The following is a 25,217-nucleotide window of genomic DNA, read 5'->3' as shown; positions in this document are numbered from 1 at the left end:
CTAGAGGCCCGGCGGCAGCTTCACCTCGAACCGCGCGCCGCCCAACTCCTCCGACGGGCATACCTCCAGCGTGCCGCGGTAGCCGCGCACGATGTCCTGCACGATCGCCAGTCCGATGCCGTGGCCCTGCACGCGCTCGTCGCCGCGCACGCCACGCTGCAGGATCAGCGCGACCTTCTCCTCGGGGATGCCCGGGCCGTCGTCGTCGACCGCGATCAGCAGGCCCGGGCGACGGTTGCCGGCGACCTCGCCCGGCCGCACCGTCAGCAGCACGCGCGAGCGCGCCCACTTGAACGCGTTCTCCAGCAGGTTGCCGAGCAGCTCCTGCAGGTCCCCCGGTTCGCCGTGGAACTGCACGCCCTCGGCCAGCTCGAATTCGCACAGCACGCCCTTGGACGCGTACACCTTTTCCAGCCCGCGCACGATCTGCTCGGCGTGCGGTTCGATCGCGATCGGCGCGGCAAACAATGCGTGGCCGGCCGATGCCGCGCGCGCCAGCTGGTAGGACACGAGGTCGCCCATGCGCCGCAGCTGGTGGTCGACCTCCTCGCGCAGCTCGGCTTCCGGCGCCTGGTCCTCCAGGCGCGCGCGCAGCACCGCCAGCGGTGTCTTCAAGCTGTGGGCGAGGTCGGCCAGCGTGTTGCGCTGGCGGTCCAGGTTCTCGCGCTCGCTCTCGATGAAGGCGTTGATGCTTTCGGTCAGCGGCTCGAGCTCGCGCGGGTGGCGCTCGCTCATCCGCGAGGCCAAGCCGCGCTGCACGCGCTTGAGCTCCTCGATCACCCGCCGCAGCGGCAACAGGCTCCAGCGCAGGATCAGGCCCTGCAGCAGCAGCAGGATCAGGCCGGCGCCGCCGAGGTACTGCCACAGCGCCTCGCGGAACACCTCGACCTGGCGCGAGAGCTGCGTGGTGTTCTCGAGGATGTAGATCGTGTACGGGAACTCGCCGCGTGCATCGCCCGGGTCCTGGATCACGCCGTAGCCGAACCGGTAGGCCTCACCGGGTGCACCGTCGAGTTCGACGATGGGCAGCGGGCCCTCGAAGCGCTCGGTGCGCGCGGGCAGCATGGTGCCGGCCGGCAGTTCCGGCCCCACCGCCGACGGCGAATCCCAATGCCCGTTGGGGAACACCACCTCGGCATACAGGCCGCTGCCGGGCATCTCCAGGCGCGGGTCGATGGCCTCGTACGGCGGGATGAACTCGCCGCTGCGCGCGAACTCGCCCTCGGCCGCGTAGGCCAGCGCGTAGCTCTTGAGGCGTTGCCGCAGGTTGCTCTCGGCGGTCTCCAGGAACGCGCGGTCGAGCGCATACCCGGCCAACGCAAGAAAGGCGAGCAGTCCGAGACTGGCCGCCAGCAGCTGTCGTGCCTGGAGGGATCGGGGTTGGCCCCAGCTCATGGTGCGTATCGCGCGCCCGATGAAATCTGCCGGCGATGTTCGCACGGACGCCGGCGCGGTTCACCGGCGCCGGCGTCGTTGGAAGGTGCGATCACGCGCCGCTCTGCGCGGCGGTCACTCGCCGCTGCGCGGAATCGCGAAGCGGTAACCGCGGCCGCGCACCGTCTCGATCGGCTTGAGGCTGCCGTCGGGGTCGAGCTTCTTGCGCAGGCGGCCGATGAAGACCTCCAGCACGTTGGAGTCGCGGTCGAAATCCTGCTGGTAGATGTGCTCGGTGAGGTCGGCCTTCGACACCAGCTCGCCGGCGTGCATCATCAGGTACTCCAGCACCTTGTACTCGTAGCTGGTCAGGTCGACGTTGTTGCCGTGCACGCTGACGGTCTGCGCCGCCAGGTCGAGCGTCACCGGGCCGCATTCCAGGCTCGGCTTGCTCCAGCCGGCGGCGCGGCGCACCAGTGCATTGAGGCGGGCCAGCAGCTCTTCGACGTGGAAGGGCTTGACGAGGTAATCGTCCGCGCCCTGCTTGAGGCCTTCTACCTTGTCCTGCCAGCTCGAGCGCGCGGTGAGGATCAGCACCGGGAACTTCTTGCCTTCGTCACGCAGCGCCTTGATCAGCTCCATGCCGGACATCTTCGGCAGGCCCAGGTCGATGATGCCCAGGTCGAACGGCACTTCGCGGCCCATGTACAGGCCTTCTTCGCCGTCCTGCGCAGCATCGACCGCGAACCCTTCGCGCTTGAGTCGTGCGGCCAGGGTTTCGCGCAGAGGCGCCTCGTCTTCGACCAGCAGAATGCGCATGGTGACTCCCGTGTCTGGTTTCTTGTTCTGGATGCGGTGCGGCGTGGACCGACCTGTTGGGGTGGCTCTACGCACCGGAGGCGCGTGGCCGACCCAGTCAGATTGAGACGTCAGTCGTCGTCGCCGCGTGTACGCCGCGGGGCGCCACGCTCGGGCCGCTCGTCGCCGCGACCGGCCCGCGGATCGTCCATGTAGACGCGGATGCGCCCGCTGGAATCGAGCACCTTCACCCGGTTGACGTCGCGGCCGTCGAACGGCACGCGCTCGGCGCTCAGCACCTGCCCGCCGGTGCGGCGCTCGACGCGGCGCACCGCGTCCGAAAGCGCACGGCGATCGGCGCCGCGCTCGCCCCGGTCGTGCCGCGGAGCCTCACGCTCCGGCCCCCGCTGTGCCCGGGCATCGCCCATCGACGCCGCAACAAGGGCGGCGAAGGCGAGTGGAACAAGCACGAGGCGGAAACGGGTCATGGTTCTCCGACGACGGCACTGGCGCGCCAGACTGGGCGCGCACGGACCGGAAGCTGCGAGTGAGAAGGGCATTCTTGGAAGCGGGCAGTGAATCCGCAATGAACTTTTTCTTCACATCCCGGGCCCCATTCAGCTGCGAGCCCCGCCCGCCCTTGGATCAGAAGACTTCACCCACGCAGCACCGCAACGAGCCTCCGGCCGCTTCGATGGCCTCCATCTCAACCGTGCGTACCGCGAAGCCCGCCGCTGCCAACGCGGCCCGGGTGGCGTCGGACAGTGCCGCGCCGGCACCGGCGCTCATCCAGACCGTGCCCGCGTCCAGCGCGATGGCATTGCCTGCGAACGCGGCGTGCTCCTTCGCAGACAGCCGGATGACGCGACCCGGGTAGAGCGCATCCAGCGCATCCAGCGCGGCCGGCGTGGCAAAGCCCGCCGGTGCGGCAAGCACCGCGCGGCCGGCCAGGATCGCGAGCACGACGTTGGCGTGGTACTCGCCTGCAGCCAGCTCGAGCAGCAGCGTGGCCCGCAGGCCGAAGGCCTCGTGCATCAGCCGTGCGCCCGTCTCGTCGCAGCGCTCGGACAGGCCGACGATGCCGATGCCACGGGCGCGGTCGATGACCAGCGCGCCGGTCAGCTCGCACGGGTGCGGCTGCCCGGACAGGTCGACCGGCTCGTAGCCCAGCATGTCGGTGAACCAGGCGCGGATGTCGCTGCGGGCGGCCTCGCGCTGACGCACCGGGTGTCGCATGCGCCCGACAACCAGGCGCGGCGCGGCGGCGGCATCGACGGCTGCATCAGGCCGCGCCGTGGCGAAGACGTTGTTGGGAAACAGGGCATCGGGCGTGTCCGCGTGCCCGGCGAAGCACGCGGTGGGCAGCGTCGCCGACAGCGCCTGGTGCAGCGCGCGGTGCTGCGCCAGCGCGCGCGGCGCGTCGAATGCGCCTGCGCCCGCCATGTAGCGGTTGTCCGACGCCGACTCCCCGGCCAGCGCGAAGCCGTCCGGCGCGACCAGGAACGCCGCGCGCGCGGTCGCCGGCCCGAAGTCCGGAGCCAGGCCGGCTGCTAACGCGGCAAACCGTCGTGGATCACGCGTGATCATGCCGCCCCGCCGGCCACCTGCAGCGGCTGGCGCGGCTCGCGCTCGGTCAGCGACAGCGCCTTCTCCACCAGTCGCCAGTCGGCGCCGGGGCGGTGCGCCCCTTCGCTCAGCACCTGACGGAACGCGCGGCCGCCGTGCTGCCCGGCGAACAGGCCGAGCAGGTGGCGGACGATGTGCTTGAGGTAGACGCCGCCGGCCAGTTGCGCTTCGACGTACGGACGCAGCGCGCGCAGCAACTCACCGCGCGTGCGCAGCGGCGTGCCGAACCAGCGGTGCTCCAGCACGTGCAGCAGGTAGGGGTCGTGGTAGGCAGCGCGCCCGAGCATCGCGCCATCGACGTGCTCCAGGTGCGCGGTGGCCTCGTCGGCATCGGCAATGCCGCCATTGACCAGCACCACCAGGCCGGGCCGCTCGCGCTTGAGCCGGTACGCCCAGTCGTAGCGCAGCGGCGGCACCTCGCGGTTTTCCTTCGGGCTGAGCCCCTGCAGCCACGCGTTGCGCGCGTGCACCACGAACATGCCGCAACCGGCGTCCGCGATCGCATCGATGAAGGCGGCGAAGCGATCATAGTCGTGGTCGTCGTCGACGCCCAGCCGGCACTTCACCGTCACCGGTACGTGCGCGGGCACGGCGTCGATCATGGCGGCCACGGACTCGGCCACCAGCACCGGTTCGCGCATCAGGCACGCCCCGAACCGGCCGGCCTGCACCCGGTCGGACGGACAGCCGCAGTTGAGGTTGATCTCGTCGAAGCCGCGCTCGGCGCCGATGCGGGCCGCCTGCGCGAGCAGCGCCGGGTCGCTGCCACCCAGCTGCAACGCCACCGGGTGTTCGACCGGATCCATCGCCAGCAGCCGCGCGCGGTCGCCATGGATGACGGCGTTCGCATGCACCATCTCGCTGTAGAGCCGCGCGTGCGGCGCCAGCAGCCGGTGGAAGACCCGGCAATGCGAGTCCGTCCAGTCCATCATCGGCGCGACGGACAGGCGCAGGTAGTCGGCCTGGATCGGGGGATTGGAGGTCATGGCCGGCCATTGTACGGAGCCGTGACCCGCCGCCTTACCCGCCCGCGGGCTCCCACACCATGTAGACGTCGGCACGGGCGTAGTGCGAGCCGGGACGCGGGGCCGGGTGGTGGACGAAGCCGACGCTCTGGTACAGCGCAATCGCCGGGGCCAGCTTGCTGCTGGACTCCAGGAACAGTTCGCGGCCGTCCAGCGACCGGAAGGTACGCAGTGCGCCCTGCATCAACGTCCGGCCGATGCCGCGGCCGCGGGTCGCCGGGTCGACGGCCATCTTGGTCAGCTCGTAGACGCCGTCGCCCTCGTGGAGCAGGGCCACGGTACCCAGCGCATGGCCGCATCCGTCGACGGCGAACAGGACGCGGCCGCCACCCGCGAGGATGTGCGTCTCCGGGTCGGACAGCACCTCGCGATCGATGGGCTCGACCACGAACCAGCGCTCCAGCCATTCGATGTTGAGACGGGCGAAATCGGCGCGCCAACGCGGGTCGTAATCCACCACGCGGATGCCACCGTCTGGCGACGCCTCGGGCGGGTTGGTGGGCGAGTCCATGGACGTGCAGCTCATCGGTCGTTTGCGCTCATCCGGGCCGGGACAGACCGGCCCATGCCGCCGTGGCCGTGTCGCGGTCATTGTCGTCGAAGGCAACGACGCGGGCGTCGACGGGAACGCCTCCGTCCAGGCAGCGGGCGTTGACGCTGACGCCGTCGGGGTGGCTGCGCGGGACATAGAACGGCTTGATCCCGCAGTGGCCGCAGAACAGGTGGCGCGCCACGCCCGTGTTGAAGCGGTACTCGACCAGCGCGTCGCCTCCTTCAAGTTGCCGGAAGGATGTCTCCGACACGATCAGGTGCAGGTAGCCGGTCATGCGACAGATCGAGCAGTTGCAGTCCAACAACGTCGCGGGGGCAGGCGCATCGACCTCGAACCGCACACGGCCGCAATGGCAGCCGCCTGCGCGCGTGTGCGTCCCCGCGACATCGTCGACAGCCTGCATGACGCTAGTTCCGTTCCTCTCCGTCGGCCGGGGCCGGCGCCGGTGCCGGTGCGACGAAGCGGTTGGCCGGGTCCTTCGCGCGCTCGGGGAAATCCGCCTGCAGTGCGACATCCAGCAGGATCGGTCGCGCCCAGCGGCGGTAGGTATCGACGAGGTCGCGCTTGATGCGGTGCAGGTCGGGCGATCCTGCCGCCATGTCGTGCGCCTGCAGGAGCGGCGTCCAGCCCTGCGCGGCATCGAGCCGCTCCACGACGTACCGGCAGGGCCGCCCGCGCCGCTGCGCGACCGCGCACGCCAGGAAGAGGTCGCCCGGTCGCCAGCCATCCCCGTCCAGCAGTTGCACGGCCATCGCGCGCGGCGCGGCGTAGTAGCGCACCAGTTCGTCGACGAACGCCGCGCGGTACTGGCGGCCGTACACATTGACGTCGGCCAGGTAGTTGTCGAGCCAGACGTCGCCGGTGCCCACCACCTCAACCGGCGCTGACGCGGTGGGCTTCGGCGCCTGGGCGAACGACGCGACGCTCGCAACGCACAACGCGGCGGCCATCAACCACGCGCCCGCACCGCGGCGGTGCGGAGCATCCAGTGCCGGGTTCACCGCGAAATCGTGAATGCGCCGAAGGACACTCCCACGTCCCAGCCCTCGCCCGTACCCGCCAGCGCCAGCGAGATGTCGCCCTTGGTCACCACCTGGGCGCTGCCGGACTTGGCCGCGCCGGCGTGCGCCTCGGCGGCGGCGTACGTGCCCAGAACCTCCTGGATGTCGCTGACGCCGGAAAACTCGCCCACGCCGTTCTCGATCTTCGACTTGCCGACGCTCAGCCCGCCGCCGCGGGTTTCGATCTTCACGGCCATGCGCTGGCCGTTGTCACAGGTGACCGTTCCGGTGCCCGATGCAGTCTTGTAGAACACCGACCAGCCGGCGAGATCGAACGTCAACCGACAGTCCACGGGGCCTTGTGCGTTGACCGGCGCGAGCGCCAATGCACCGAGCAGCACCGATGCGACCAGGCCAGCCGCGGCGCGGCGCCCTTTCAGCCACCGGTTACCGGTACCACCAGTCGTTGAGTTGCCTTTCATCGGTCTACTCCAGCAGTGGCGGCCCGTGAGGCCGGGAATACGGTGACGATAAGCCAGAAAACGCGAAACGGCACCCGCAGGGGGCGCCGTTCCGGAAATGGGGGCCAGCGCTGACCGCGCTTGGCACATCAAGGCCCCTGGTTTCAGTCGTCGTCGTGCCAGCGGCGGCCGTGGCGACGGTCGCGGCGGTCATACCGGTCATCGCGGTCCCAGCGCTTGCGGTCGTACCGCGGGTCGTAATAGCGGACCTCGCAGCGGCCGTTCTTCTTGCAATGCACGTTGCGGCTGCCGGGGCCGTTGGCGTAATAGCCGTAGGCGTTTCCGTACGGCGGGCCGTTGCGATAGACCACGCGGCGCGGGGCGTTGCGGTAGTAGGTCGGACGACCCCATCGGTCGCGCACGATGACCAGGCGGTCGTTGTACCCGTAATTGCCATGGCGGTAGTACGGCTGGCCGCTGCGGAAGATCACGTCGGCGACGTCGACGATGACGCGGGCGACGTCATGGCTGCTCTGGGCCTGGGCGGGCGCGGGCGCCATGCCCGCGATGCCAAGACCCGCGGCGAGGACGACCGGGGCGAACCAGCGGGACACGGTGTTCATCTGCGCTCTCCTTCTCATCTCTTCGGTGTTCCGGCAGCCGCACGGTGCGCTGCCGAAGACGACCTTGGCCGAGCGGCAATGAACATGCTTTTAACGATTCCGATGCAAACGCTTACAGGGCTGCGCTGTGCAGCCCGGCGTTCAGACGGCGTGCCGGTCAGTGGCCGTCGCGGTCTTCGTCTGTTCCGTCGCCGTCATCGTCGAAGCGCACCGGCCCGGTAGCCGACCGCATCGCTCGGCACTGCGAACCCGTCCAGCGCGCTTGACGATGCCGCGCACCATCGCGGGTGCGCGACCTCAGCGGTCCGCTGCCGCCATCCGCGATACGCGTGCGACGGCTTCGAACCAATCCGCAGCCGACGCGGTGCGCACGAGGCGCGGCGCGTCTTCGGCGATGTCCACCACCGCCTCGTGCGCCCAGGTCGTGTGGTACGGCGTGTGGATGCCCCAGCCGCCCAGTTCCAGCACCGGGGCGATGTCGGACCGCAGCGAGTTGCCGATCATCACGAACGATGCCGGCGGCAGGTCGAACTCCCCAAGCACGCGCGCGTACGTGCCCGGGTCCTTTTCGCTGACGATCTCGATCCGGCGGAAGCGCTCGGCCAGGCCGCACTGGCGCACCTTGGCTTCCTGGTGGAACAGGTCGCCCTTGGTGATCAGCACCACGTCGAAATGCTCGGCGATCGCCTCCACCGCTTCGGGCACGCCCGGCAGCAGCTCGACCGGATGGCGCAGCAGCTCCTTGCCCAGGCCGACGATGCGATGCAGGTCGACCGCCTGGATGCGCGCATCGGTGATCGCGACGGCGGCCTCCACCATCGACAGCACCATGCCCTTCACGCCGTAGCCGAACAGGGCGAGGTTGCCGCGCTCCACCTCGTACAGGCGCTCGTGGACGCGCGCGTCCTGCAGGTCGACATAGGCGCCGACGATGCGTTCGAACTCGAGCTGCGCGGCGTCGAAATAGTCCTGGCTGCGCCAGAGCGTGTCGTCGGCATCGAAGCCGACCAGGCGAATGGCACCGGACGTGCCGACGTCTTGGGCTGCACTCATGGCGCAAGTATGACGCCGCATCGTGATCGACGGCTTTTGCACGCTGGGCTGCACCGTCGTCGCAAACAAAAAGGCGGGCGGCCCCGAAGACCGCCCGCCACGCAGGGGAGCCGGTGACCGGGACTCGTCGCTCCCGGGCGGCCAGCGGACCCGCTACCGCGGGTCCGGCTCCAGCGTTACTCGCCGCCGTCGGTGGGGGCTTCGGCCTCGCCACCGGTCGGCGCCGGGGCCGCGCCGCCGGCCTGCGCCTTGGCGACGAATGCCTGGTACTCCGGCGGCGTCAGCTGGCCGTCGGCATCGGCGTCCGCCTGGTCGAAGACCTGCGACAGCGCCGGCACCACGGCCGACTCGTCCTTGCCGACGTTGCCGTCCTTGTTGGTGTCCACGTCCGTCCAGCTCATGGCGTTGCCTTGCGGGGCCGGTTCCGGGGTGGCGACGGGGGCCGGGTCGGCCGGCGGGGCGGCCTGCTCCTGTGCAAAGGCGGCCGGGGCGGCCAGCATCAGGGCGGCGACGGTGGCGAGCGCGGTCTTGCGGGGGGAAAAGTTCATGGAGGATCTCCTGGAAAAGCCCGGGTCCAGCGCGGACCCGGTAAGTAGGGACAACCGGGCCATGCCCGGTGCGCGGTCTTGTCGTGCACTGCTGCCGCACGGGCCCCACCCTGCCCACCCCCGAATGAATCGCCCGCCCCTCGCGGAACGCGGCATTACATCCGTTTAACCCGCTGCTGAACCGTCCGCGCTAGGCGCGGCGCAACGGCGCCTGCGAGTGCGCGCCGGGTCACGGTTCAAGCCACATCGAGCGCCGCCGCCGACATGAACGGAACACAACATTTACGTTTCCTTCGACCGGTGGTGCGGCATCGCCGACACACGGCCCGCGATCCGGTCGCTAGCCGGCCCCGGCCTCACGCGTCGTTGTCGGTCGAAGCCAGAACCGAGACCGTGCCGTCGGTGTCGACATGCAGTTGCAGTTCGATCGGCCGACAGCACACGTGGCAGTCCTCCACCAGCCGCGCGTCGCCCTCCGACGCGTCGCCCTCCGACGCGTCGACCAGCAGCTGCAGCGGTTCGCCGCAATAGGGGCAGTGGATATCGACCTCGTGCAGCATCACCGGCCCCGCATCATTGGGCGGGCGCCGCGGCCGGCACCAGCGTGATGTCGACGGGCTCGCCGGGGTTGTGGCTGCGCAGCCGCAGGCGCGCATCGCCCCGCTCGAGGATGTCGACGGTGTAGTCGATCCCCTCCTCGGTCATCTCGATGCGTGACTCGTCCAGCGCGCGCCACTCGCCGGCCATGGGCGCGCCGCCGTCCGGCCCGGTGATCTCCAGCCGGCCATCGCCATTGAACCGGTAGGTGGTGCCTTCGGCGACGGCCGACGACGCCTGCACCACCCACGTGCGGTCGACGAAGCCCGGCGCGGGCGTCGCCGCATTGGCGGGCTCGGGCACGGGCACCGTGGCGGTGTCGGTCGAACGCGCCGGCTGCAGCGCGGTGTCGGCGGTGGCCGGCGATGCCGTATCGAGCACGGGCTCGGGTGCATCGGCCTGGCACGCCACCACGAGGGCAGCCGCCAGCAGTGGAATGACGCGGGTCGCGATGCGCATGGCCAGGCTCCGGAAGGGGCGGTCCCGACGGGACGGGCCGCCGAGCGTAGCGACGCCGCCGTGAACACCCCGCGCGCCCCGGCGCCCGTCACGCGTCGGTAACCGCGCCGGCGCAAAGCTGGCGGGCGCGCGGCTGGCGGGGAACGTACGCCGCTGCAGCGCCTCCCGGCCGCGCCCCACGCGCGCCCTGACACGCAGACGAGGACAGGAGTGCCGATGAAGACCCGACACGTATTCAGCACGCCCGACCTGGCCACCGCCACCGCGGTGATGGATGCCGCGCGCGGCGTCGGCATCGAGGACGACGACCTGCTGCTGGTCGCGCGTTCGGACATCGAGCTGGAATCCATCCCCAACGAACGCAAGGAGGCCGACACCGATTTCATGCCGGCCGCCGTGCGCGGCGCGGGCTATGGCGGCGCCGCGGGGCTGCTGGCCGGGCTGGTGGCGGTCGTGGTCACGCCGATCGGCCTGACGCTGGCCGGCGCGGCGGCCATGACCGTGGCCGGCGCGATGGTCGGCTGCTGGGCGTCGGCACTGGTGGGCTCGTCACTGCCCGACCCGATCCGTGCCAAATTCGACGCCGAGATCAAGGCCGGCAACATCCTGGTCGTGGTCGACGGCGACAAGCCGCTGCTCGATGCCGCAACGCCGGCCATGACCGGCGCTGGCGGGCGGCTGCTGCCGTTCGAGGCGTCCAAGGTGATGGCCTGACCGTTTTGCCCTTTACACCCACGGAGAGGATTCGATGACCCGACCCACGTCCCGAGCCGGCGTGCGCCACCCGCTGGCCGCCGCCTGCCTTGCCGCGCTGCTTGCGGCCTGCACCACTACGAACGATGCAGCGCCCGCACAGACCGAGCCGGCAGCCGACGCCACCGAGACCAGCGATGGCCCGTTCTCCACCACCGAGATCGGGCAGTTCAACGAGCCCTGGGCGATGACCTTCCTGCCCGACGGGCGCCTGCTGGTCACCGAGAAGCCGGGCACGCTGAAGCTGGTGTGGCTGGGCGAGACCGCCATCGCCACCCGCATGGTCGACGTCGCCGGCGTGCCGGAAGTCGATTACGGCGGCCAGGGCGGCCTCGGCGACGTGGTGCTGCACCCGGATTTCGCCCGCAACAACACCGTCTACCTCAGCTACGCGGAAGCCGGCGAGGGCGACACGCGTGGCGGCGTGGTGGCACGCGGCACTCTGGCGCTGACCGCCGACGGCGGCACGCTGTCGAATCTCGAAGTCATCTGGCGCCAGGTGCCGAAGGTGACCGGGCGCGGCCACTACAGCCACCGCATCGCCTTCGGGCCGGACGGCAAGCTGTGGATCAGCTCGGGTGAGCGCCAGAAGTTCGACCCCGCGCAGGACATGGCGTCCAACCTGGGCAAGATCATCCGCCTCAACGACGATGGCAGCGTGCCGGCCGACAACCCGTTCGCCGATCAGGGCGATGTCGCGGCGCAGGTGTGGTCGCTGGGCCACCGCAACACGCTGGGCCTGGCGTTCGACGCGCAGGGCCGGCTGTGGAACCACGAGATGGGCCCGGCCGGCGGCGACGAGCTCAACCTGATCGAGCGCGGCGAGAACTACGGCTACCCGGTGGTCTCCAACGGCGACCACTACGACGGCCGCGAGATCCCCGACCACGACACCCGGCCCGAGTTCAACGCACCGGAGATCACCTGGTCACCGGTGATCTCGCCGGCCGGCTTCGTCATCTATTCGGGCAACCGCTTCACCGACTGGCAGGGCGACGGCTTCATCGGCGGCCTGTCGTCGAAGGCGCTGGTGCGGGTGGAATTCGACGGCACGTCCGCGCGCGAGGCCGAGCGCTTCGACATGGGCCAGCGCATCCGCGAAGTCGAGCAGGGCCCGGCCGGCGACCTGTGGGTGCTGGAGGACGAACGCGAAGGCAGCGGTGGCCGCCTGCTGCGCCTGTCGCCGCCCGCGGCATCCAACGCGCCGGTCACGGAGTAGCCGCACGCGGCTGCGACCCACCTCAAGCTCCAGACGGAAACGCCCGCCCCCAGCAAGAGGGCGGGCGTTTCCGTTGCGGACTTCATTGGCGTGCGCGGCGACGCGCAGGCGTATCAGTCGTCCTCTTCTTCCTCTTCCTCCGGCTCTGTCTCCAGGCCGGCATCGCCAGACAGCCACGCGTCGTATTCGGCCTGGCCGACATGGCCGTCGCCGTCGCTGTCCATCACACCGAAGCGCGCACTGAAGCGGCTGTCGGCACGGGCTTCGGCCCGGCTGACGCGGCCGTCGCCGTCGGTGTCGAGCGTGGCCCACGCGTCGCCACTGGCCTGCAGGGTGGCGCGCGGCACGGGCTCGCTGCGGGGCGGCGCCGGGGTCATGGCGTCGACCTCCGGGTCTTCGGGAATCGGGTTGTCGACCACCGGCGGCGGCGGGAGGTCGGCCTGGTCGAGGGCCTGGGTGGTGCGGTCGGCCTGCACGGCCGGCGCGGCGGATGCGGTGAAAACGACGGGCGACGACAGCAGGGCCGCCGCCACGACGCTGGCAAGCAGGCGTCCGGTGGGGGTTCGGCGTTTCATGGCGTGCTCCGGGTTGGCAGGTGAATTGGCGGGGCCATCGAACGCCATGGCGGCCGACGGCCCCACCAGCCCGCATTGCGACGGGCAGGGCCAGCCTCGGCGCGTGCGTGTGTAGATGCCGTCACAAGCGTTCATGTGTCTGAGGATCCAACCGGCAGCGCATGGTGGGTGCGGCCCGATGCGCGCGCGGCCCTTGTAGGAGCGGCTTCAGCCGCGATCGGGGTGGACGCGTCGGTTCACGTGGCGGGGTTCGCGGCTGAAGCCGCTCCTACAGGGGAGCACCAGGTACGGTGCCTGTCGCAGGCGGCATCCCGAGCAACTGCCTCTGCAGGTCGTGCAGGATCGCGTGGTCCCCGGCATCCAGCGCCGGCGGCGCATCGACGGCGTCCTCGGTGCCGCGGTAGCGACGGTGGAATGCACGCACCACCGCGTCGCGATCGCGCAGGTCGTAGCCGATCAAACGCAGCGCGGCCCACGGGTCGAAGGCGTGCGGCGCAGGCCCATGCCCCGCGCGCGGCCACAGCCCGAACCCGGCATCGGCCAGCCGCTGCCACGGGAATAGCGCGCTCGGGTCCTGCTTGCGCCCCGGCGCGATGTCGCCGTGCGCCAGCACCGCATGGGTGGGGATGCCATGGCGCCGCGTGATGTCCTCCAGCAGCACGATCAACGTGTCGACCAAAGGCTCGGAAAACGGCTCGCGGCCGTTGTTGTCCAGTTCGATGCCGATCGACGCGGAATTGAGGTCGCGCCAGCCTCCCCAGCGCGACGCGCCGGCGTGCCACGCGCGGCGGTCCTCCGAGACCAGCTGGTACAGCGTGCCGTCTCGGCCGATCAGGTAGTGCGCGCTGACGCGGCCCTGCGGATTGCGCGTCTGCAACGTGCGCAGTGCGGCCCGTGCGCTGTCCATGTGGGTGTGGTGCAACACGATCGCCTGCGGGGCGCGCGCGTCGAAGTTGGGCGAGCCGTGCCACTGCGCGATCGGGTTGCGGGGTGCCTGCGTGGCGCAGCCGGCGAGCAGCAGAGCTGCCGACACCATCATCGCGGCGATGCGCAGGCCACGCGCCGCGCGCGCACCGTTGGAGGATCGGATCATGCCGGCAGCCTACGCGACGGCACGCATCGAAAATAAGAACGCCCCGGGCATGCCGGGGCGTCGTTGGCGATGGCGGATGCGGTCAGGCGTCGTGCGTGGTGCCGACCTGGATCCGGCGCGGCTTGGTCTCCGGCCGCTTGGGGATCACGATCTCCAGCACGCCGTGGCGGCCGGACGCGGCGATGCCGTCGGGGTCGGCGCTGTCGGGCAGCGCGAAGCGGCGGTGGAAGCGGCCGTGGCGCCGCTCCACGCGCGAGTAGCGGTCGCTGTCCTGCGCCGACTCGATGCTGCGCTCGCCCTTGATGGTGAGCACGCCCTTGTCCATCTGCACCTCGATGTCCTGAGGCGCCACGCCCGGCAGGTCGGCGTAGATGACGAAGCGGTCGGACTCCTCCTTGATGTCCACGCGCGGCACCCACTGGCTGGTGACGACGGCGGACTCGTCGGTGGAGCCGTTGGCGAAGTTGCCTTCGAACAGGCGCTCGAAGATCTGCTTGATGGGGTCCTGCGTGGACGGCGCGGACCGCTGGGTACGACGAACCATCTCGTTCATGGCTGGCCTCCTGGGCTGGCGTTGTCGGTGGGGGACGGCGGTGGCCGTCCATGCCGCCCACGTAGGTCCTGCCGCGTGTGATTCAAGGCCCCCTCATCGCCCGCGCGACGGCCGCGTTTTACGTCCTTCTAATGCCCGGCTGCTAGCGTTCAGCCAACCCGCATGCGGCTGCCCGATGCCCCACGACACCGCGCCGGCGCTCCCGGCCACCGCACCGCTCGATCCGCCCGCGCCGCGCCCGCTGCTGCACACGCGCGACGTCGCCTCGCTGGTGGTCGGCATCGTGATCGGCGCGGGCATGTTCAGCGTGCCGGCGGTGGTGGCAGCCAACAGCGGCGGGCCGGTGGAGATGATGCTGGCGTGGCTGGTCGGCGGCGCGCTCTCCATCGCCGGTGCCCTGTGCTACGCGGAGCTGGCCACCGCGCACCCGCACCCGGGCGGCGAGTACCACTTCCTGCGGCTGGCCTGAGGGCCGCGGCTGGCATTCCTGTTCGCCTGGGCGCGGCTGACGGTGATCCCGACCGGCTCGATCGCCCTGCTGGCTTTCATCTTCGGCGACTACGCCAGCCAGATCCTCCCGCTGGGGGCGATGTCGCCGGCGCTGTTCGCGGCCGGGGCGGTGGTGGTGCTGACGGCGATCAACGCCATCGGCCTGCGCTCGGGCAAGCGCACGCAGAACCTGCTCACCGCGCTGCAGACCACCGGGGTGGTCGCGATCGTCCTGGCGGGGCTGCTGCTGGAGCCGTCGACGGTCCCCGCCGCGACCGCCACGACCACGACGCAGCACTGGGGCCTGGTGCTGATCTTCGTGATGCTGGCCTACGGCGGCTGGAACGAGGCGGCCTACGTATCCGCCGAGGTGGTGGCCGAACGCCGGACCCTGCCGCGCGCGCTGGTCGGGTCGATCGTTGTCGTCACCCTGCTCTACCTCCTGATGAACCTGGCGTACCTGCGCGTGCAGGGCGTGGAGGCGATGGCCAGCTCGGACGCGGTGGCCGCCGACATGATGCGCCGCGTGCTGGGCGACCGCGGCGCGCAGGCCATCAGTGCGGTGGTGGCGGTGGCAGCGCTGACCTCGGCCAACGCCACCATGCTGATGTCGGCACGCACCGGCTACGCGTTCGGCCGCGACACGCCGATGTTCGCGCTGCTCGGTCGCTGGCATGCCACGCTGCACGGGCCGGTCAATGCGCTGCTCGTGCAGTCGGCGATCGCCCTGGCGCTGGTCGGGCTGGGCGCATGGACGCGGCGCGGCTTCGAGACCATGGTCGAATACACCGCGCCGGTGTTCTGGCTGTTCTTCCTGCTGACGGGGCTGGCGCTGTTCCGGCTGCGCAGGCGCGCGCCGGCCGTCGCCTCGCCGTTCCGCGTGCCGCTGTACCCGCTGACGCCGTTGCTGTTCTGCGCGATGTGCGGCTACCTGCTGTACGCCAGCCTCCGCCACACCGGCATCGGCGCGCTGCTGGGCGTGGCCGTGCTCGCGGTCGGCGGCGTCGTGCTGCTGCTGGACGGGCGTCGCGCCGTGCCGCCATCCGCCGTTGATATCCATTCCGATCCGATGCCACCCAGCCCGGGAGACCGCACATGACCCGTCCTCGCACCTCGCCGTACGTGTTGGCCCTTTCGCTGCTGGCGGTGCTCGCCGCTGGCGCCTGCAGCCGGCCCGATCCGCAGGCGGCAATGCCAGGGCCGTCCACGCCGGCCGCCGAGCCGGCTGGCGATACCGACGCCGCGGACGCAGCCGACGATGGAGTCGCGCTGCTCGACGGGGTCGAGGCCGAAGCGCCGGGGCTGTTCGACCAGACCTCCATCGCGCCGGAGGGCCGCGAGCCCGCGCGCCAGGTGCCCGACGTGGTGTACGTGCCGACGCCGCAGGAGGTGGTCGACGTGATGCTGGAGATGGCCGACGTGGGACCGGACGACGTGCTCTACGACCTGGGTTCGGGCGACGGCCGCATCCCGATCACCGCCGCCAGCCGCTGGGGCACGCGCGGGGTCGGCATCGACATCGACCCGGACCGCATCCGCGAGGCCAACGCCGGCGCACGCAAGGCCGGGGTCACCGACAAGGTGGAGTTCGTCGAGGGCGACATGTTCGATGCCGACCTGTCGGACGCCACCGTCGTCACGCTGTACCTGCTGCCGCGGCTCAACCTGCGGCTGCGCCCGACGCTGCTGGCGCTGGAGCCGGGCACGCGCATCGTCACGCACAACTACCACATGGGCGACTGGAAGCCGCAGGCGCAACGCATCGTGGGCGATTCGGTCGTGTACTTCTGGGAGGTCCCGGAGACGACGCCGACCTTCAGCGACGACGTCACCGACTGAAAGCCACCGCCCTTACCACCGCCGGGCCCTCGGCGACCGCCGGTGTTGTGACCCCGTTCGCAGACACCGCCCACGCGGTGGCGTCTGATGGCGCGACAGGGGGAGTCACCATGGAACACGGGGGGATGGACCGCCCGGCGCGGTCCGGTGCCGATCGACTCGAACGCCTTGCACGCGGGCTGCTTGCCCTTGCGCTGCTGGTGGCGGTCGCGTGGGTCTGGGCCGGCGAAGGCGCGTAGCGGTCCGAGAGGAGAGCCCGAACGCGCACCCGGCCCGTGGGGAGACGGGCCGGGTGCGCGAGGCGGCGCCCATTGCTTCGGCCAAGGCCTGCTCAGGCCAGGGCCTGGCCAGCCTGGAAGCGCGTGCGTAACGCGGCGAGCGCCTCGCCGGTCGCCAACTGGTAGTGCGACGGGTCGGGGAAGCCCATCCAGTGGCCGCCCCACTCCACGCCGTCGATCGTCCCGTGCACGGCGGCCCGCGCGTAGGGTTCGACGTCGGTGACGTACCCGCCCGATGCGGTGAACAGCCCGATGTCCCATGCGATGCCGAAGTTGTGCAGGCTCTGCCCGCCCCGCGCGCGCGTCACGACGGGGCCGGGGTTGCCGTAGCGGCCCTGCCGGAACAGCGCATTCTGCTGCGCCCACGTGCGCGTGCCGGAAATGATGCGGGCCTCGAAGCCGGCGTCCAGGATGCGGCGCAGGCTGGCTCGGGCCGCAGCCTGCGCGGGCAGTGACAACGTCGCGATCGCCGATTCGCTGCGCAGGTCGAACTCGCCCAGGTCCGACCGCAGCTGCCGGCTGCGCGACTGGAATTCCTGCCACGCCGCTTCCGTCAACGGCCCCCACAGGCCGTCCAGCGCGCCCGCGTACAGGCGGTCGGCCGCCAGCAGCCGTTGCGTGAACAGCACATCGTCGCGGAACAGCCGCTCGCTCACTCCGTGCACCTCGACGTGGACGCCCCGAGTATCCGCACGCCGGTGCCGACGCGATGCGAAACTCGGCGGCCCGGCCTGCGAGTCCACCGCCATGCCCCACTGGTCCACGCTGATCCGCGACATCCCCGACTTCCCCAAGCCGGGCGTCACCTTCCGCGACATCACCCCGCTGCTGGCCGACGCCGACGGGCTCAAAGACTGCATCGATGCGCTGGCCGAACCGTGGCGCGGGGTGGCACTGGATGCGGTGCTGGGGATCGAGTCGCGCGGCTTCATCCTCGGCGCTGCACTGGCGCGCGTGCTGGGCACCGGCTTCGTGCCGCTGCGCAAACCCGGCAAGCTGCCCGGGCCGACCGTTTCGCAGGCCTACGCGCTGGAGTACGGCGAGGACCGCCTCGAAATGCACGTCGACGCCGTCGCACCCGGCGCGCGCGTGCTCATCGTCGACGACGTGCTCGCCACCGGCGGCACCCTGGCCGCCGCGCTGGAACTTGCGCGGCGGCAGGGCGCCCGGGTGGTCGGTGCATCGCTGTTGCTGGAAGTTCCGGGCCTGGGCGGTCGCGACCGCTGGGACCCGGACCTGCCGATCGATGTCGCTACCGCCCGGCGCTGAAGGGCCCGCGCCCCGACCCGGCGTTCAGCGCAGCCAGCCCCGCGCCGCCGCCTGGCGTGCGTACGACCACAGCGCGGCGGCAATCGCCAGCAGCAGCGCCGGCATCAGCAGGCCGGCGGCGCCATAGGCACTCCACGCCGGCGTGACCAGGTAGGCGCCCAGGATCTGCACCACCAGTGCGACCAGCGAGATCGCGAACAGCATCGCGGCCCAGCGGCGGCGCACCAGCAGTCCGATGGCGCCCAGTACGCCGGCGATGACGGCCACGCCAAATGCGGCGTTGATCCACATCGGCGTCGCCTCGTAGACCTGCCGCTGCTCGGCCGGCAACGCGGCAAGCGTTTCGGGCGACATCGTCACCTGCATGGCGAACATCGCCAGCCCCAGCAGGTTCCACAGCAGGGCGATGGTGGCGACGATCCAGTGGCTCCTGGGCGGCGTCGGTGCGGTAATCGTGCTCATGCATCCCTCCCCGGGGTGGCGACGGCGCGGAGCTGCGCCGACAGACCGGGCAACGGTACCCGTTCATGCGGGCGGCCACATGCCGCCGGTCGGTCCGGCGCGGCCGCGCGACCGCTTCGGAGTCAGTCCGCCCTGATCGCCTCGGCCAGCTGCGCGAAGTCCGCGTGCGACGGCCGCACCAGGCGCATCACTTCCTCGCCGTCGCGCAGCAGCACCAGCGTCGGCCACAGCTTGACCCGGTACGACCGCCCCAGCGGCCGTCCGCGACCGTCCTCCACCTTGACGTGGCGCACGTCCGGCGCTCCGTCCAGCAACGCGCGCAGTTCCGGCTGCGCCGCGATGCAGTGCCCGCACCACGGCGCACCGAACTCCAGGACCGTATCGCCCGGCCAGCGGTCGACGTCGGCGCGGGCGGGCTCGTCCAGCGCGTAGTCGCTTTCGAAGGCCATGGCTCAGGGCTCGCCTTCGGACTCGACGGTGGCCGTCGCCACGCCGTCGTCGTCGACATCCATGACCACCAGCATCGGCCGGCCGCAGTCGGGGCACGGATGGCTGAAGCGCTGCTCCTCGGCGGTGGCCTCCACCGGCAATTCGAACAATGCGGCGCAATACGGGCATCTCACTTCGACGCTGGTCAGCATGGCGGGCTCCGTGGGTTGCGGTGCGAGTCGGCGTCGCGATCACGCCAACGGCGACACGCTACTCCCACGGATTCAAGGCGGCGTGCAGGCCACTGGCACCCGGTTTGCCCGGGACCGGCGAATGCGGCAGGCAGCCCGTGCATCATCGATTCATCCTGAAGGCGACGGCGATCACAGCGCGTTCAATCCAACGCCCGACAATCGCCCTCTCACTGGTCCACCGAGGAGTACCGCATGCAGAACCGAACCGTTTCCCACCGCCTGCTGGCGGTGGCCCTGTGCACCGGCCTGGGCCTGGCGGCGCTGGCCGCGCCCGCCGCCGCGCAGACCATCGGCTACAACGTGCGCACCGGCGATGTCTGGGTGGACAACCGCCTGGACGAGATCAACCGCTACGGCCACGACTACCGCGACCCGTTCATCGGGGAACTGACCGGGCAGTACGGCGCGCCGCGCTCGCTGATCGTCGACCTGCTGGACCGCCGCGGCTGGGCGCCGGCCGACGTCTATTACGCCTGCGCCATCGCCAGCGCCGCCGGCCTGCCCTGCATCGACGTGGTTAACCGCTACGACCCCTACGACCGCGACGAGCGCAACCGCGGGCGCGGCTGGGGCGTGGTGGCGCAGGAGCTGGGCATCAAGCCGGGGTCGCCGCAGTTCCATGCGCTCAAGCGCGGCACCGTGGACACCTACGACCGCTGGGGCTATCCGATTTCGATCGACCGCGACGTGCGCGTGGACTGGTCGCAGCCGCGCGACCGCGGCCCGCGCAACAACGACCGTGACCGCGGTGGCCCGCCGGCCCACGCAGGACGCGGCAACGGGCGTCCCGATGTCGGCGGCGGTCCGGGCAAGGGCAAGCCCGCGCATGCCGGTGGCCCGGGCCGCGGCAATGACAAGGGCGGCCCGCCGTCCGGCAAGGGCCCGGGTGGCGACAAGGGCAAGGGCAACGGGAATGGGAACGGCAAGGGCAACGGCCGCGCCGGTTGATGCGCTGACCCGTCCCAGCACGCAGGACGGCGACCCTCGGGTCGCCGTTTTTCTGTCCGCTTCTGCACTGCAACCGTGGAATCACTCCTGCACTGCTTCTGTAGGAGTGGCTTCAGCCGCGATCCGCGCATCCACCACCCCTTTGTAGGAGCGTAAGTCGCGATCGGTAACCGGACGGCCACGCAGATCGCGACTTACGTCGCTCCTACAACGGTGGCGGCATATCGCAGCCGCCCGAAATCGTGATCGCGGCTGAAGCCGCTCCTACAGGGGTTTGCGGTCAGCGCTGCATCACTACTTCCATCTCGGGCTTGGCGATCTTCGCCACGGCGGCCGCGGACCAGTTGGTCATGCGGATGCAGCCGTTGGATTCGGTCTTGCCGATCTTGGACGGCTCCGGGGTGCCGTGGATGCCGTAGTGCTCCTTGGTCAGGTCGATCCAGGTGGTGCCGACCGGGTTGTTCGGGCCGGCCGGGATTTCGGCCTTCTCGTCGTCCGGGTCGGAGCCGGCGATCAGCTCGGGGTCGTAGTGCCACACCGGGTCGCGCGCGACGCCGGTGACCTTCCAGTCGCCGATCGGCAGCGGGAACTGCGCGCTGCCGGTGGTTACCGGGAACTGCGCGACCACCTTGCCGGCGTCGTCCTGCAGCTGCAGCACGGCCTCTGATTCGTCGACCACGATCTTCGACGCGGCCGGCAGGCGTGCGGCCGGGGCGACGTACGGCACGGTGATCGTCTCGCCCACTTCGAACGATGCGTCGGGGTTGAGCTCGGCCAGCAGCGCCGGGCTGGCATGGAACTGCTCGCCGATCTTCTCTTCCACCGAGGTGTAGGGCAGCGCGTCCTCCTTCGCCATGTCCTCGGGCTCGTCCGGCGTGTCGCGGAACGGACCGGCGACATCGTCGGCGGTCAGCGTGTACTCGACCAGGATCGGCGCGTCGTCCTCGTTGAGCTTGGCCCAGGTGGCCTCGTCCGGCGTCTCGCCGGCCGTCAGGTCGTGCGCCTTCTGGAAGGCCGCCAGCGCGCGGCGGGTGTTGCTGCCGCCCTTGCCGTCGATCTCGCCGGGCGAGAAGTGCGCGCGCTCCAGCAGCACCTGCAGGCGCAGCGGGCTGTCGTCGGCCAGATCGGCATCGGCCGCGGCGGTCTTGCCCGGCGGCGTGATCGCGACTTCGGCGTCCGCATCGGCCGGGGCCGGGGTCTGCGCATTGCCGGCGGTGCTGCCGGGCGCCACCGGCAGGGTCGAGGACGGACCGCCGCGCGTGCCCGGAACGCCGGGCGCCTCGCCGCTGGCCACCGCGCCGGACGCATCGCCGGCGATCGGCTGGCCGTCGGCGGCAACGCGGGTGTCGGCCGGGGCGGTCGCGTCCGTGGCAGCGCGCGTGGCCGGGTCGACGTCGCAGGCGGCCAGCGCGGCGGGCAGCAGCGCGCACATCACGGCGCGCGCCAGCAGGTTCGGGGTCGGTCGGGTCATGGGGTGTCCGGCGGTCGATAAGGAACCGGCATGGTCGGCAACGCGCTGGCGGCGTCGCGTGAATCCAGGGGCATCCAGCTGAACGGCCGGGGTCGCGCGGGCCGGGTCACATCGGCCGCGTTGGGCCGTGTCTATCATTGAATCCACTGCCAAGACCCCGACATGACGCCCAGCGCCCTGCACGACCTCATCCACCGCGACTTCGCCTCCGCCCGCGGCGGCAACGCCCGTGCGTTCGAACGCATGGTCGTCGCCACGCAGCGCATGGTGGCCAGCGTGGCGCTGGCGGTGACGCGCGATGTCGCCACCAGCGAGGACATCGCGCAGGACACGTACCTGCGCGCCTGGCAGCACCTCGGCCGGATGCAGCACCCGGACAGCTTCCTGCCCTGGCTGCGGCAGGTCGCGCGCAACCGTGCCATCGACCACCTGCGCGCGTCCCGGCCCTCGGCCGACGCCGATGTCCTGGACGTGCTGCCCGCCGACGGCGACACGCCCGAGCAGGCGCACGACCGACATGTCCACGCCGACGCGCTGGCGCAGGCGCTGGATGCCCTGCCCGAGGACACCCGCGACGTGCTGCTGCTGTACTACCGCGAAGGCCAGAGCAGCCAGGCGGTGGCGGCGTTGCTGGGCCTGAGCGACGCGGCCGTGCGCAAGCGCCTGCAGCGCGGGCGCGACAGCCTGCGCGCGGACGTGCTGCAGCGCCTGGGTGAGACGGCGACCCGTTCGGCGCCGGGCCTGGTGTTCACCGCGACCGTCGCCGCCGGCCTCACCGCGGGCACGTCGCCCGCGGCGGCCACGGCGCTGACCGCGGGCGCGGTCGCCAAGTCGCTACCGAAGCTGGCGCTGGCGACGGTCGGTGCGCTGGCGGCGGCCATCGTGGTAATGCTGGGCGGCATCGCGTGGGAGATCCGCGACGCATTGCGTCGCACCTCCGACCCGCGGCGGCGGCGCACGCTGGTCGTCAACGGCGTGGTGTACGGCGCACTGATGGCCGGCTACGTGGTCGCGCTGGCGTGGTCCAAGCAGCAGGGCTGGAGCGACGCGACGGTCCTGACCGTGGCGGTGGTGGTGTCGTTGCTGGTCGTCGTGCTGGCGCTGCAGCGGGCGCGGCTGGTGAGGGACGACAAGCGCTGAGGCTAGCGGGTGGCAGCGGCGCGGATGCGCGCCCTTCACGGCGCAGCGCCTGCAATCGGCGCATGCCGCGTCATCTTCCCGCGCTCATCGCCCTGGGCTTCGCGCTCGCGCTGGCCGGCTGTGCAACACCCGAGCGCAAGCCTGCCCCCACGCCGGCGCCGTTGGCGGAGGCCACGCCGGTGCAGCTCACCGTGCAGGCCGGCATGAACGAGACGTGGAACGCCGTGGGCCAGTTGCTGGTGGACATGCCCGGCGTCACCTGGGAGGGGCGCTCGCAGATGATGGGGTTGAACGCGGTGCGCTACCGCGGCGAGTCGCTGCTGGTGCTGACGCGCGCGGTGCCGGCGTCGGCGACGATCCGGACGCTGACGACGGAAGTCACCGTCGCCACGCAGTCGGGCAAGCGCCTCCACAGCGCGGCGGCCGCCGACCTCATGCTGCGCCTGGCGCGCGCGTTGCCGGCGGAGATCGAACGGGTGAAGGCGGGTCTGGAGGAACAGGCGGCCGGGAAACGTTGAGCCCCGCCTTCGCCTGAGGCTTTACTCGCCCCGCACGCGCAGCGTCAGCCCGCGCAGAAAGTAGCGCAGCAGCTGGTCGCCGCACAGGCGGAAGTTCTTGTGGCCCGGCTGGCGGAACAGCGCCGACAGCTCGGGCTTGGTGACTGGGCGGCCGGCGGACTGGAAGATGTCCACCAGGTCGACGTCCTTCAGTTCGAACGCAACGCGCAGCTTCTTCAGCACCACGTTATTGTTGACGCGCTTCTCCGGCGGCCGCGGGGGCGCGTCGCTGCGGGCGCCGCGGCAGTGCACCACCAGGCCGTCCAGGAACAGCCCGAGCAGGCGGTCGTCCAAGGGCGCAAAGCCGGGCTCGTCCTCCCGCAGCAGGTAGGCGTGCACCGCGTCACGCTCCAGCACGACGGTCGGGTCGGCGAGCTGGACGAGGTTGACGACGTGGGCGTCGCTGAGGTCGAGCATGTAGCGCACGCTGCGCAGGACGTCGTTGGTGATCATGGGGGTGACGCGGTGCGACTTGGGGGGTGCGAAGGATACCCGCCGACGGACGGGGCCGACGTTGAGGCCCCACTACCACCAGCCGTCTACCACCAGCCGTCATTCCCGCGAAGGCGGGAATCCAGCGTCTTGAGCTCTAGAGGTGATCCTAAGCACGCTGGGTTGCCGATCCCGTTCGGCTGAACCCCACCCGCCTAGCCTTGCCATGCCTCTCCTTGCAGCTTGGCGAGCTCACGTCGGATCAACAAAGCATCCTCATGTTCGCGACCAAAGCGGGCTTCAAGGATCTCGGCGGCCTGCGTCAGCGCACTCATTGCCTGGTCCAGGCGACCCGTGTCGCGATAGACCGTGCCGATATTGCTCAATACGGTTGCGACCATCGGATGGTCTTCTCCCAGTGCGGTTCGCCTGATTTCCAGGGCGCGCAGGTAGGCATCCAGTGCTCCAGTGCTATCCCCTTCACTGGCAAGCACGACTCCCAGCGTGTTCAAGGTCGATGCGACGTCGGGATGTGAGGCGCCTTTGGTCGCTTCCTCAATCGAAAGCACGCGCAGCAGGAGCGACTTCGCTTCAGCGTTCCTGCCTCTGATCGACAGGAGGTCGGCTTGGTTGGCAAGAAGCGTGGAGAGGTCAGGCGAGCTGGGGCCGTACATGCGCTCCAATCCGGAGATCGCCTCCTCATAGAGCGGCTCAGCGGCATCCAGATTCCTCACCGAGTGATGGGCAAGCGCAAGCGCGGCAGTGGCCCTCAGCGTGCTTTCGTGGAATGCACCGTAGGCGCTTCTCACTATGCGCAGCGCCTCTTCATACAATGGCAGCGCCTGCGCATGCCCCCCTTGCTGTCGGTGAACTTCGGCGAGGTTGTTGTAAAGACTGCCGATCGAGGACGGGTCGATCCCCGGCGAGTCCGCGAGGATCTCGATGGCCTTTTCAAAGTTCGCTTCGGCAGACGCGAAATCCGCAGTTGCAAGCTGCGAGACAGCCAGCATGTTTGCCGCCGACCCCGCCTGCGGACTGTCCGCACCGTGCTGACTGGAGGCAAGCACCAGCGATTCCTGCGCCAACTCCGTTGCCAAGTCGTAGCGCCCCGCGCCGTAAGCCTCGCGCGCGTCGTCCATCACGACGGACCAGTCCGTGGGCGTCGCCTGTTGGTGCATGGGCGCATGGACAGGCGGATTCGATTGGCAGGCAACGCATAGGAGTGGAAGCGCCAAGAGCACTACCTTCGCAAGCAGCGAATAGTGCTTCCCGCGCTCGGCATCACGCATAGAAGCAGCATGCATCGGCGTCGAATCAGCAGTCATCAATAGAACCCTC

32 protein-coding genes and 1 pseudogene are annotated in these 25,217 nt (G+C 70.6%); 9 read left to right on the top strand and 24 right to left on the bottom strand.

Translation table 11 applies throughout. The features are described 5' to 3' along the window. The 14 genes from K6753_RS11655 to K6753_RS11590 all read right to left on the bottom strand — a co-directional run bounded on the left by K6753_RS11655 (position 1) and on the right by K6753_RS11590 (position 10,118). Positions 1–1,395 (bottom strand): ATP-binding protein, encoded by a 1,395-nt coding sequence (locus tag K6753_RS11655; RefSeq protein WP_223676630.1) that lies wholly within the window; start codon positions 1,393–1,395, stop codon positions 1–3. A 114-nt stretch (positions 1,396–1,509) separates the two neighbouring features. Further along, on the bottom strand, positions 1,510–2,193 hold the full coding sequence (locus tag K6753_RS11650) for a response regulator transcription factor (RefSeq protein WP_223676629.1): 684 nt from the start codon (positions 2,191–2,193) through the stop codon (positions 1,510–1,512). A 110-nt stretch (positions 2,194–2,303) separates the two neighbouring features. Continuing rightward, positions 2,304–2,660, bottom strand: a complete 357-nt coding sequence (locus K6753_RS11645; RefSeq protein ID WP_425492118.1) for a PepSY domain-containing protein — start codon at positions 2,658–2,660, stop codon at positions 2,304–2,306. 157 nt (positions 2,661–2,817) lie between these two features. After that, the gene (locus K6753_RS11640; protein WP_223676628.1) at positions 2,818–3,759 is read right to left on the bottom strand and encodes an arginine deiminase-related protein; all 942 of its coding nucleotides are present in this window, start codon (positions 3,757–3,759) and stop codon (positions 2,818–2,820) included. Then, entirely contained in the window at positions 3,756–4,784 is a 1,029-nt protein-coding gene (gene dusA, locus K6753_RS11635) for a tRNA dihydrouridine(20/20a) synthase DusA (RefSeq protein ID WP_223676627.1), read from the bottom strand. The genes K6753_RS11640 and dusA overlap by 4 nt, the downstream gene beginning before the upstream one ends. A 34-nt stretch (positions 4,785–4,818) precedes the next feature. Beyond that, a complete protein-coding gene (locus tag K6753_RS11630) occupies positions 4,819–5,334 on the bottom strand; it encodes a GNAT family N-acetyltransferase (protein ID WP_223676626.1) in 516 nt (171 codons plus the stop codon). Between the two features lie 28 nt (positions 5,335–5,362). Then, positions 5,363–5,779: a GFA family protein gene (locus K6753_RS11625; protein WP_223676625.1), complete on the bottom strand. Its 417-nt coding sequence runs from the start codon at positions 5,777–5,779 to the stop codon at positions 5,363–5,365. A gap of 4 nt (positions 5,780–5,783) precedes the next feature. Continuing rightward, positions 5,784–6,377: a hypothetical protein gene (locus tag K6753_RS11620; RefSeq protein ID WP_223676624.1), complete on the bottom strand. Its 594-nt coding sequence runs from the start codon at positions 6,375–6,377 to the stop codon at positions 5,784–5,786. Then, positions 6,374–6,859: a hypothetical protein gene (locus K6753_RS11615; RefSeq protein ID WP_223676623.1), complete on the bottom strand. Its 486-nt coding sequence runs from the start codon at positions 6,857–6,859 to the stop codon at positions 6,374–6,376. Before K6753_RS11615 ends, K6753_RS11620 begins: the two co-directional genes overlap by 4 nt. A gap of 143 nt (positions 6,860–7,002) precedes the next feature. Next, complete coding sequence (locus K6753_RS11610) at positions 7,003–7,461, bottom strand: hypothetical protein (protein WP_223676622.1); 459 nt, start codon at positions 7,459–7,461, stop codon at positions 7,003–7,005. A 297-nt stretch (positions 7,462–7,758) separates the two neighbouring features. Further along, positions 7,759–8,514 (bottom strand): HAD family hydrolase, encoded by a 756-nt coding sequence (locus K6753_RS11605; protein WP_223676621.1) that lies wholly within the window; start codon positions 8,512–8,514, stop codon positions 7,759–7,761. Between the two features lie 176 nt (positions 8,515–8,690). After that, positions 8,691–9,062 carry an EF-hand domain-containing protein gene (locus K6753_RS11600; RefSeq protein ID WP_223676620.1) on the bottom strand — a complete coding sequence of 124 codons (372 nt, stop codon included), beginning with the start codon at positions 9,060–9,062 and terminating at the stop codon, positions 8,691–8,693. Positions 9,063–9,418: 356 nt separating this feature from the next. After that, positions 9,419–9,622, bottom strand: coding sequence for a CPXCG motif-containing cysteine-rich protein (locus tag K6753_RS11595; protein WP_223676619.1), 204 nt, complete (start codon positions 9,620–9,622; stop codon positions 9,419–9,421). A gap of 13 nt (positions 9,623–9,635) precedes the next feature. After that, on the bottom strand, positions 9,636–10,118 hold the full coding sequence (locus tag K6753_RS11590; RefSeq protein ID WP_223676618.1) for a hypothetical protein: 483 nt from the start codon (positions 10,116–10,118) through the stop codon (positions 9,636–9,638). 216 nt (positions 10,119–10,334) lie between these two features. Between K6753_RS11590 and K6753_RS11585 the strand changes: the two genes are divergently transcribed. Both K6753_RS11585 and K6753_RS11580 read left to right on the top strand, forming a co-directional pair. After that, positions 10,335–10,832 (top strand): hypothetical protein, encoded by a 498-nt coding sequence (locus K6753_RS11585; protein WP_223676617.1) that lies wholly within the window; start codon positions 10,335–10,337, stop codon positions 10,830–10,832. A gap of 34 nt (positions 10,833–10,866) precedes the next feature. Further along, positions 10,867–12,090 (top strand): PQQ-dependent sugar dehydrogenase, encoded by a 1,224-nt coding sequence (locus tag K6753_RS11580; protein ID WP_223676616.1) that lies wholly within the window; start codon positions 10,867–10,869, stop codon positions 12,088–12,090. A 113-nt stretch (positions 12,091–12,203) separates the two neighbouring features. Here K6753_RS11580 and K6753_RS11575 read toward each other — a convergent pair whose 3' ends face one another. The 3 genes from K6753_RS11575 to K6753_RS11565 form a co-directional block, all read right to left on the bottom strand. Next, positions 12,204–12,665, bottom strand: coding sequence for an EF-hand domain-containing protein (locus tag K6753_RS11575; RefSeq protein ID WP_223676615.1), 462 nt, complete (start codon positions 12,663–12,665; stop codon positions 12,204–12,206). 268 nt (positions 12,666–12,933) lie between these two features. Beyond that, positions 12,934–13,758, bottom strand: a complete 825-nt coding sequence (locus tag K6753_RS11570; RefSeq protein WP_223676614.1) for an N-acetylmuramoyl-L-alanine amidase — start codon at positions 13,756–13,758, stop codon at positions 12,934–12,936. An 82-nt stretch (positions 13,759–13,840) separates the two neighbouring features. Next, the gene (locus K6753_RS11565; protein ID WP_223676613.1) at positions 13,841–14,311 is read right to left on the bottom strand and encodes an Hsp20/alpha crystallin family protein; all 471 of its coding nucleotides are present in this window, start codon (positions 14,309–14,311) and stop codon (positions 13,841–13,843) included. On the opposite strand from K6753_RS11565, the pseudogene K6753_RS11560 reads away from it, so the two are divergent. The 3 genes and pseudogenes from K6753_RS11560 (at position 14,256) to K6753_RS14705 (ending at position 16,878) form a co-directional block, all read left to right on the top strand. Beyond that, positions 14,256–15,899 (top strand): annotated as a pseudogene (locus K6753_RS11560) (APC family permease). The gene K6753_RS11565 and the pseudogene K6753_RS11560 overlap by 56 nt on opposite strands. Then, a complete protein-coding gene (locus tag K6753_RS11555) occupies positions 15,896–16,639 on the top strand; it encodes an SAM-dependent methyltransferase (protein ID WP_223676612.1) in 744 nt (247 codons plus the stop codon). Before K6753_RS11560 ends, K6753_RS11555 begins: the two are co-directional and overlap by 4 nt. A gap of 110 nt (positions 16,640–16,749) precedes the next feature. Continuing rightward, the gene (locus K6753_RS14705; protein ID WP_255591701.1) at positions 16,750–16,878 is read left to right on the top strand and encodes a hypothetical protein; all 129 of its coding nucleotides are present in this window, start codon (positions 16,750–16,752) and stop codon (positions 16,876–16,878) included. A 92-nt stretch (positions 16,879–16,970) separates the two neighbouring features. Here K6753_RS14705 and K6753_RS11550 read toward each other — a convergent pair whose 3' ends face one another. Beyond that, a complete protein-coding gene (locus K6753_RS11550; protein WP_223676611.1) occupies positions 16,971–17,573 on the bottom strand; it encodes a M15 family metallopeptidase in 603 nt (200 codons plus the stop codon). A gap of 91 nt (positions 17,574–17,664) precedes the next feature. Between K6753_RS11550 and K6753_RS11545 the strand changes: the two genes are divergently transcribed. Then, positions 17,665–18,186 carry an adenine phosphoribosyltransferase gene (locus K6753_RS11545; protein WP_223676610.1) on the top strand — a complete coding sequence of 174 codons (522 nt, stop codon included), beginning with the start codon at positions 17,665–17,667 and terminating at the stop codon, positions 18,184–18,186. A 24-nt stretch (positions 18,187–18,210) separates the two neighbouring features. Here the strand turns inward: K6753_RS11545 and K6753_RS11540 are convergent, their stop codons facing one another. The 3 genes from K6753_RS11540 to K6753_RS11530 all read right to left on the bottom strand — a co-directional run bounded on the left by K6753_RS11540 (position 18,211) and on the right by K6753_RS11530 (position 19,289). Further along, a complete protein-coding gene (locus K6753_RS11540; RefSeq protein ID WP_223676609.1) occupies positions 18,211–18,648 on the bottom strand; it encodes a hypothetical protein in 438 nt (145 codons plus the stop codon). A gap of 122 nt (positions 18,649–18,770) precedes the next feature. Then, a complete protein-coding gene (locus tag K6753_RS11535; RefSeq protein WP_223676608.1) occupies positions 18,771–19,097 on the bottom strand; it encodes a thioredoxin family protein in 327 nt (108 codons plus the stop codon). 3 nt (positions 19,098–19,100) lie between these two features. Continuing rightward, positions 19,101–19,289: a zinc ribbon domain-containing protein gene (locus K6753_RS11530; RefSeq protein WP_223676607.1), complete on the bottom strand. Its 189-nt coding sequence runs from the start codon at positions 19,287–19,289 to the stop codon at positions 19,101–19,103. A gap of 234 nt (positions 19,290–19,523) precedes the next feature. On the opposite strand from K6753_RS11530, the gene K6753_RS11525 reads away from it, so the two are divergent. Then, positions 19,524–20,279, top strand: coding sequence for a hypothetical protein (locus K6753_RS11525; protein ID WP_223676606.1), 756 nt, complete (start codon positions 19,524–19,526; stop codon positions 20,277–20,279). A gap of 280 nt (positions 20,280–20,559) precedes the next feature. On the opposite strand, the gene K6753_RS11520 is transcribed toward K6753_RS11525, so the two are convergent. Then, positions 20,560–21,750: a L,D-transpeptidase family protein gene (locus K6753_RS11520; RefSeq protein WP_223676605.1), complete on the bottom strand. Its 1,191-nt coding sequence runs from the start codon at positions 21,748–21,750 to the stop codon at positions 20,560–20,562. Positions 21,751–21,912: 162 nt separating this feature from the next. On the opposite strand from K6753_RS11520, the gene K6753_RS11515 reads away from it, so the two are divergent. Next, positions 21,913–22,890, top strand: a complete 978-nt coding sequence (locus K6753_RS11515; protein WP_223676604.1) for an RNA polymerase sigma factor — start codon at positions 21,913–21,915, stop codon at positions 22,888–22,890. Between the two features lie 62 nt (positions 22,891–22,952). Beyond that, the gene (locus K6753_RS11510) at positions 22,953–23,408 is read left to right on the top strand and encodes a hypothetical protein (RefSeq protein WP_223676603.1); all 456 of its coding nucleotides are present in this window, start codon (positions 22,953–22,955) and stop codon (positions 23,406–23,408) included. Between the two features lie 21 nt (positions 23,409–23,429). On the opposite strand, the gene K6753_RS11505 is transcribed toward K6753_RS11510, so the two are convergent. Together K6753_RS11505 and K6753_RS11500 are read right to left on the bottom strand one after the other, a co-directional pair. After that, positions 23,430–23,900, bottom strand: a complete 471-nt coding sequence (locus K6753_RS11505; RefSeq protein ID WP_223676602.1) for a YehS family protein — start codon at positions 23,898–23,900, stop codon at positions 23,430–23,432. A gap of 194 nt (positions 23,901–24,094) precedes the next feature. Further along, entirely contained in the window at positions 24,095–25,204 is a 1,110-nt protein-coding gene (locus K6753_RS11500; RefSeq protein ID WP_223676601.1) for a tetratricopeptide repeat protein, read from the bottom strand. Between the last annotated feature and the right edge of the window lie 13 nt (positions 25,205–25,217).

The organism is Novilysobacter selenitireducens, from assembly GCF_020026895.1.
GTDB lineage: Bacteria > Pseudomonadota > Gammaproteobacteria > Xanthomonadales > Xanthomonadaceae > Lysobacter_C > Lysobacter_C selenitireducens.
This window is presented reverse-complemented; position numbering and strand designations above follow the sequence as displayed.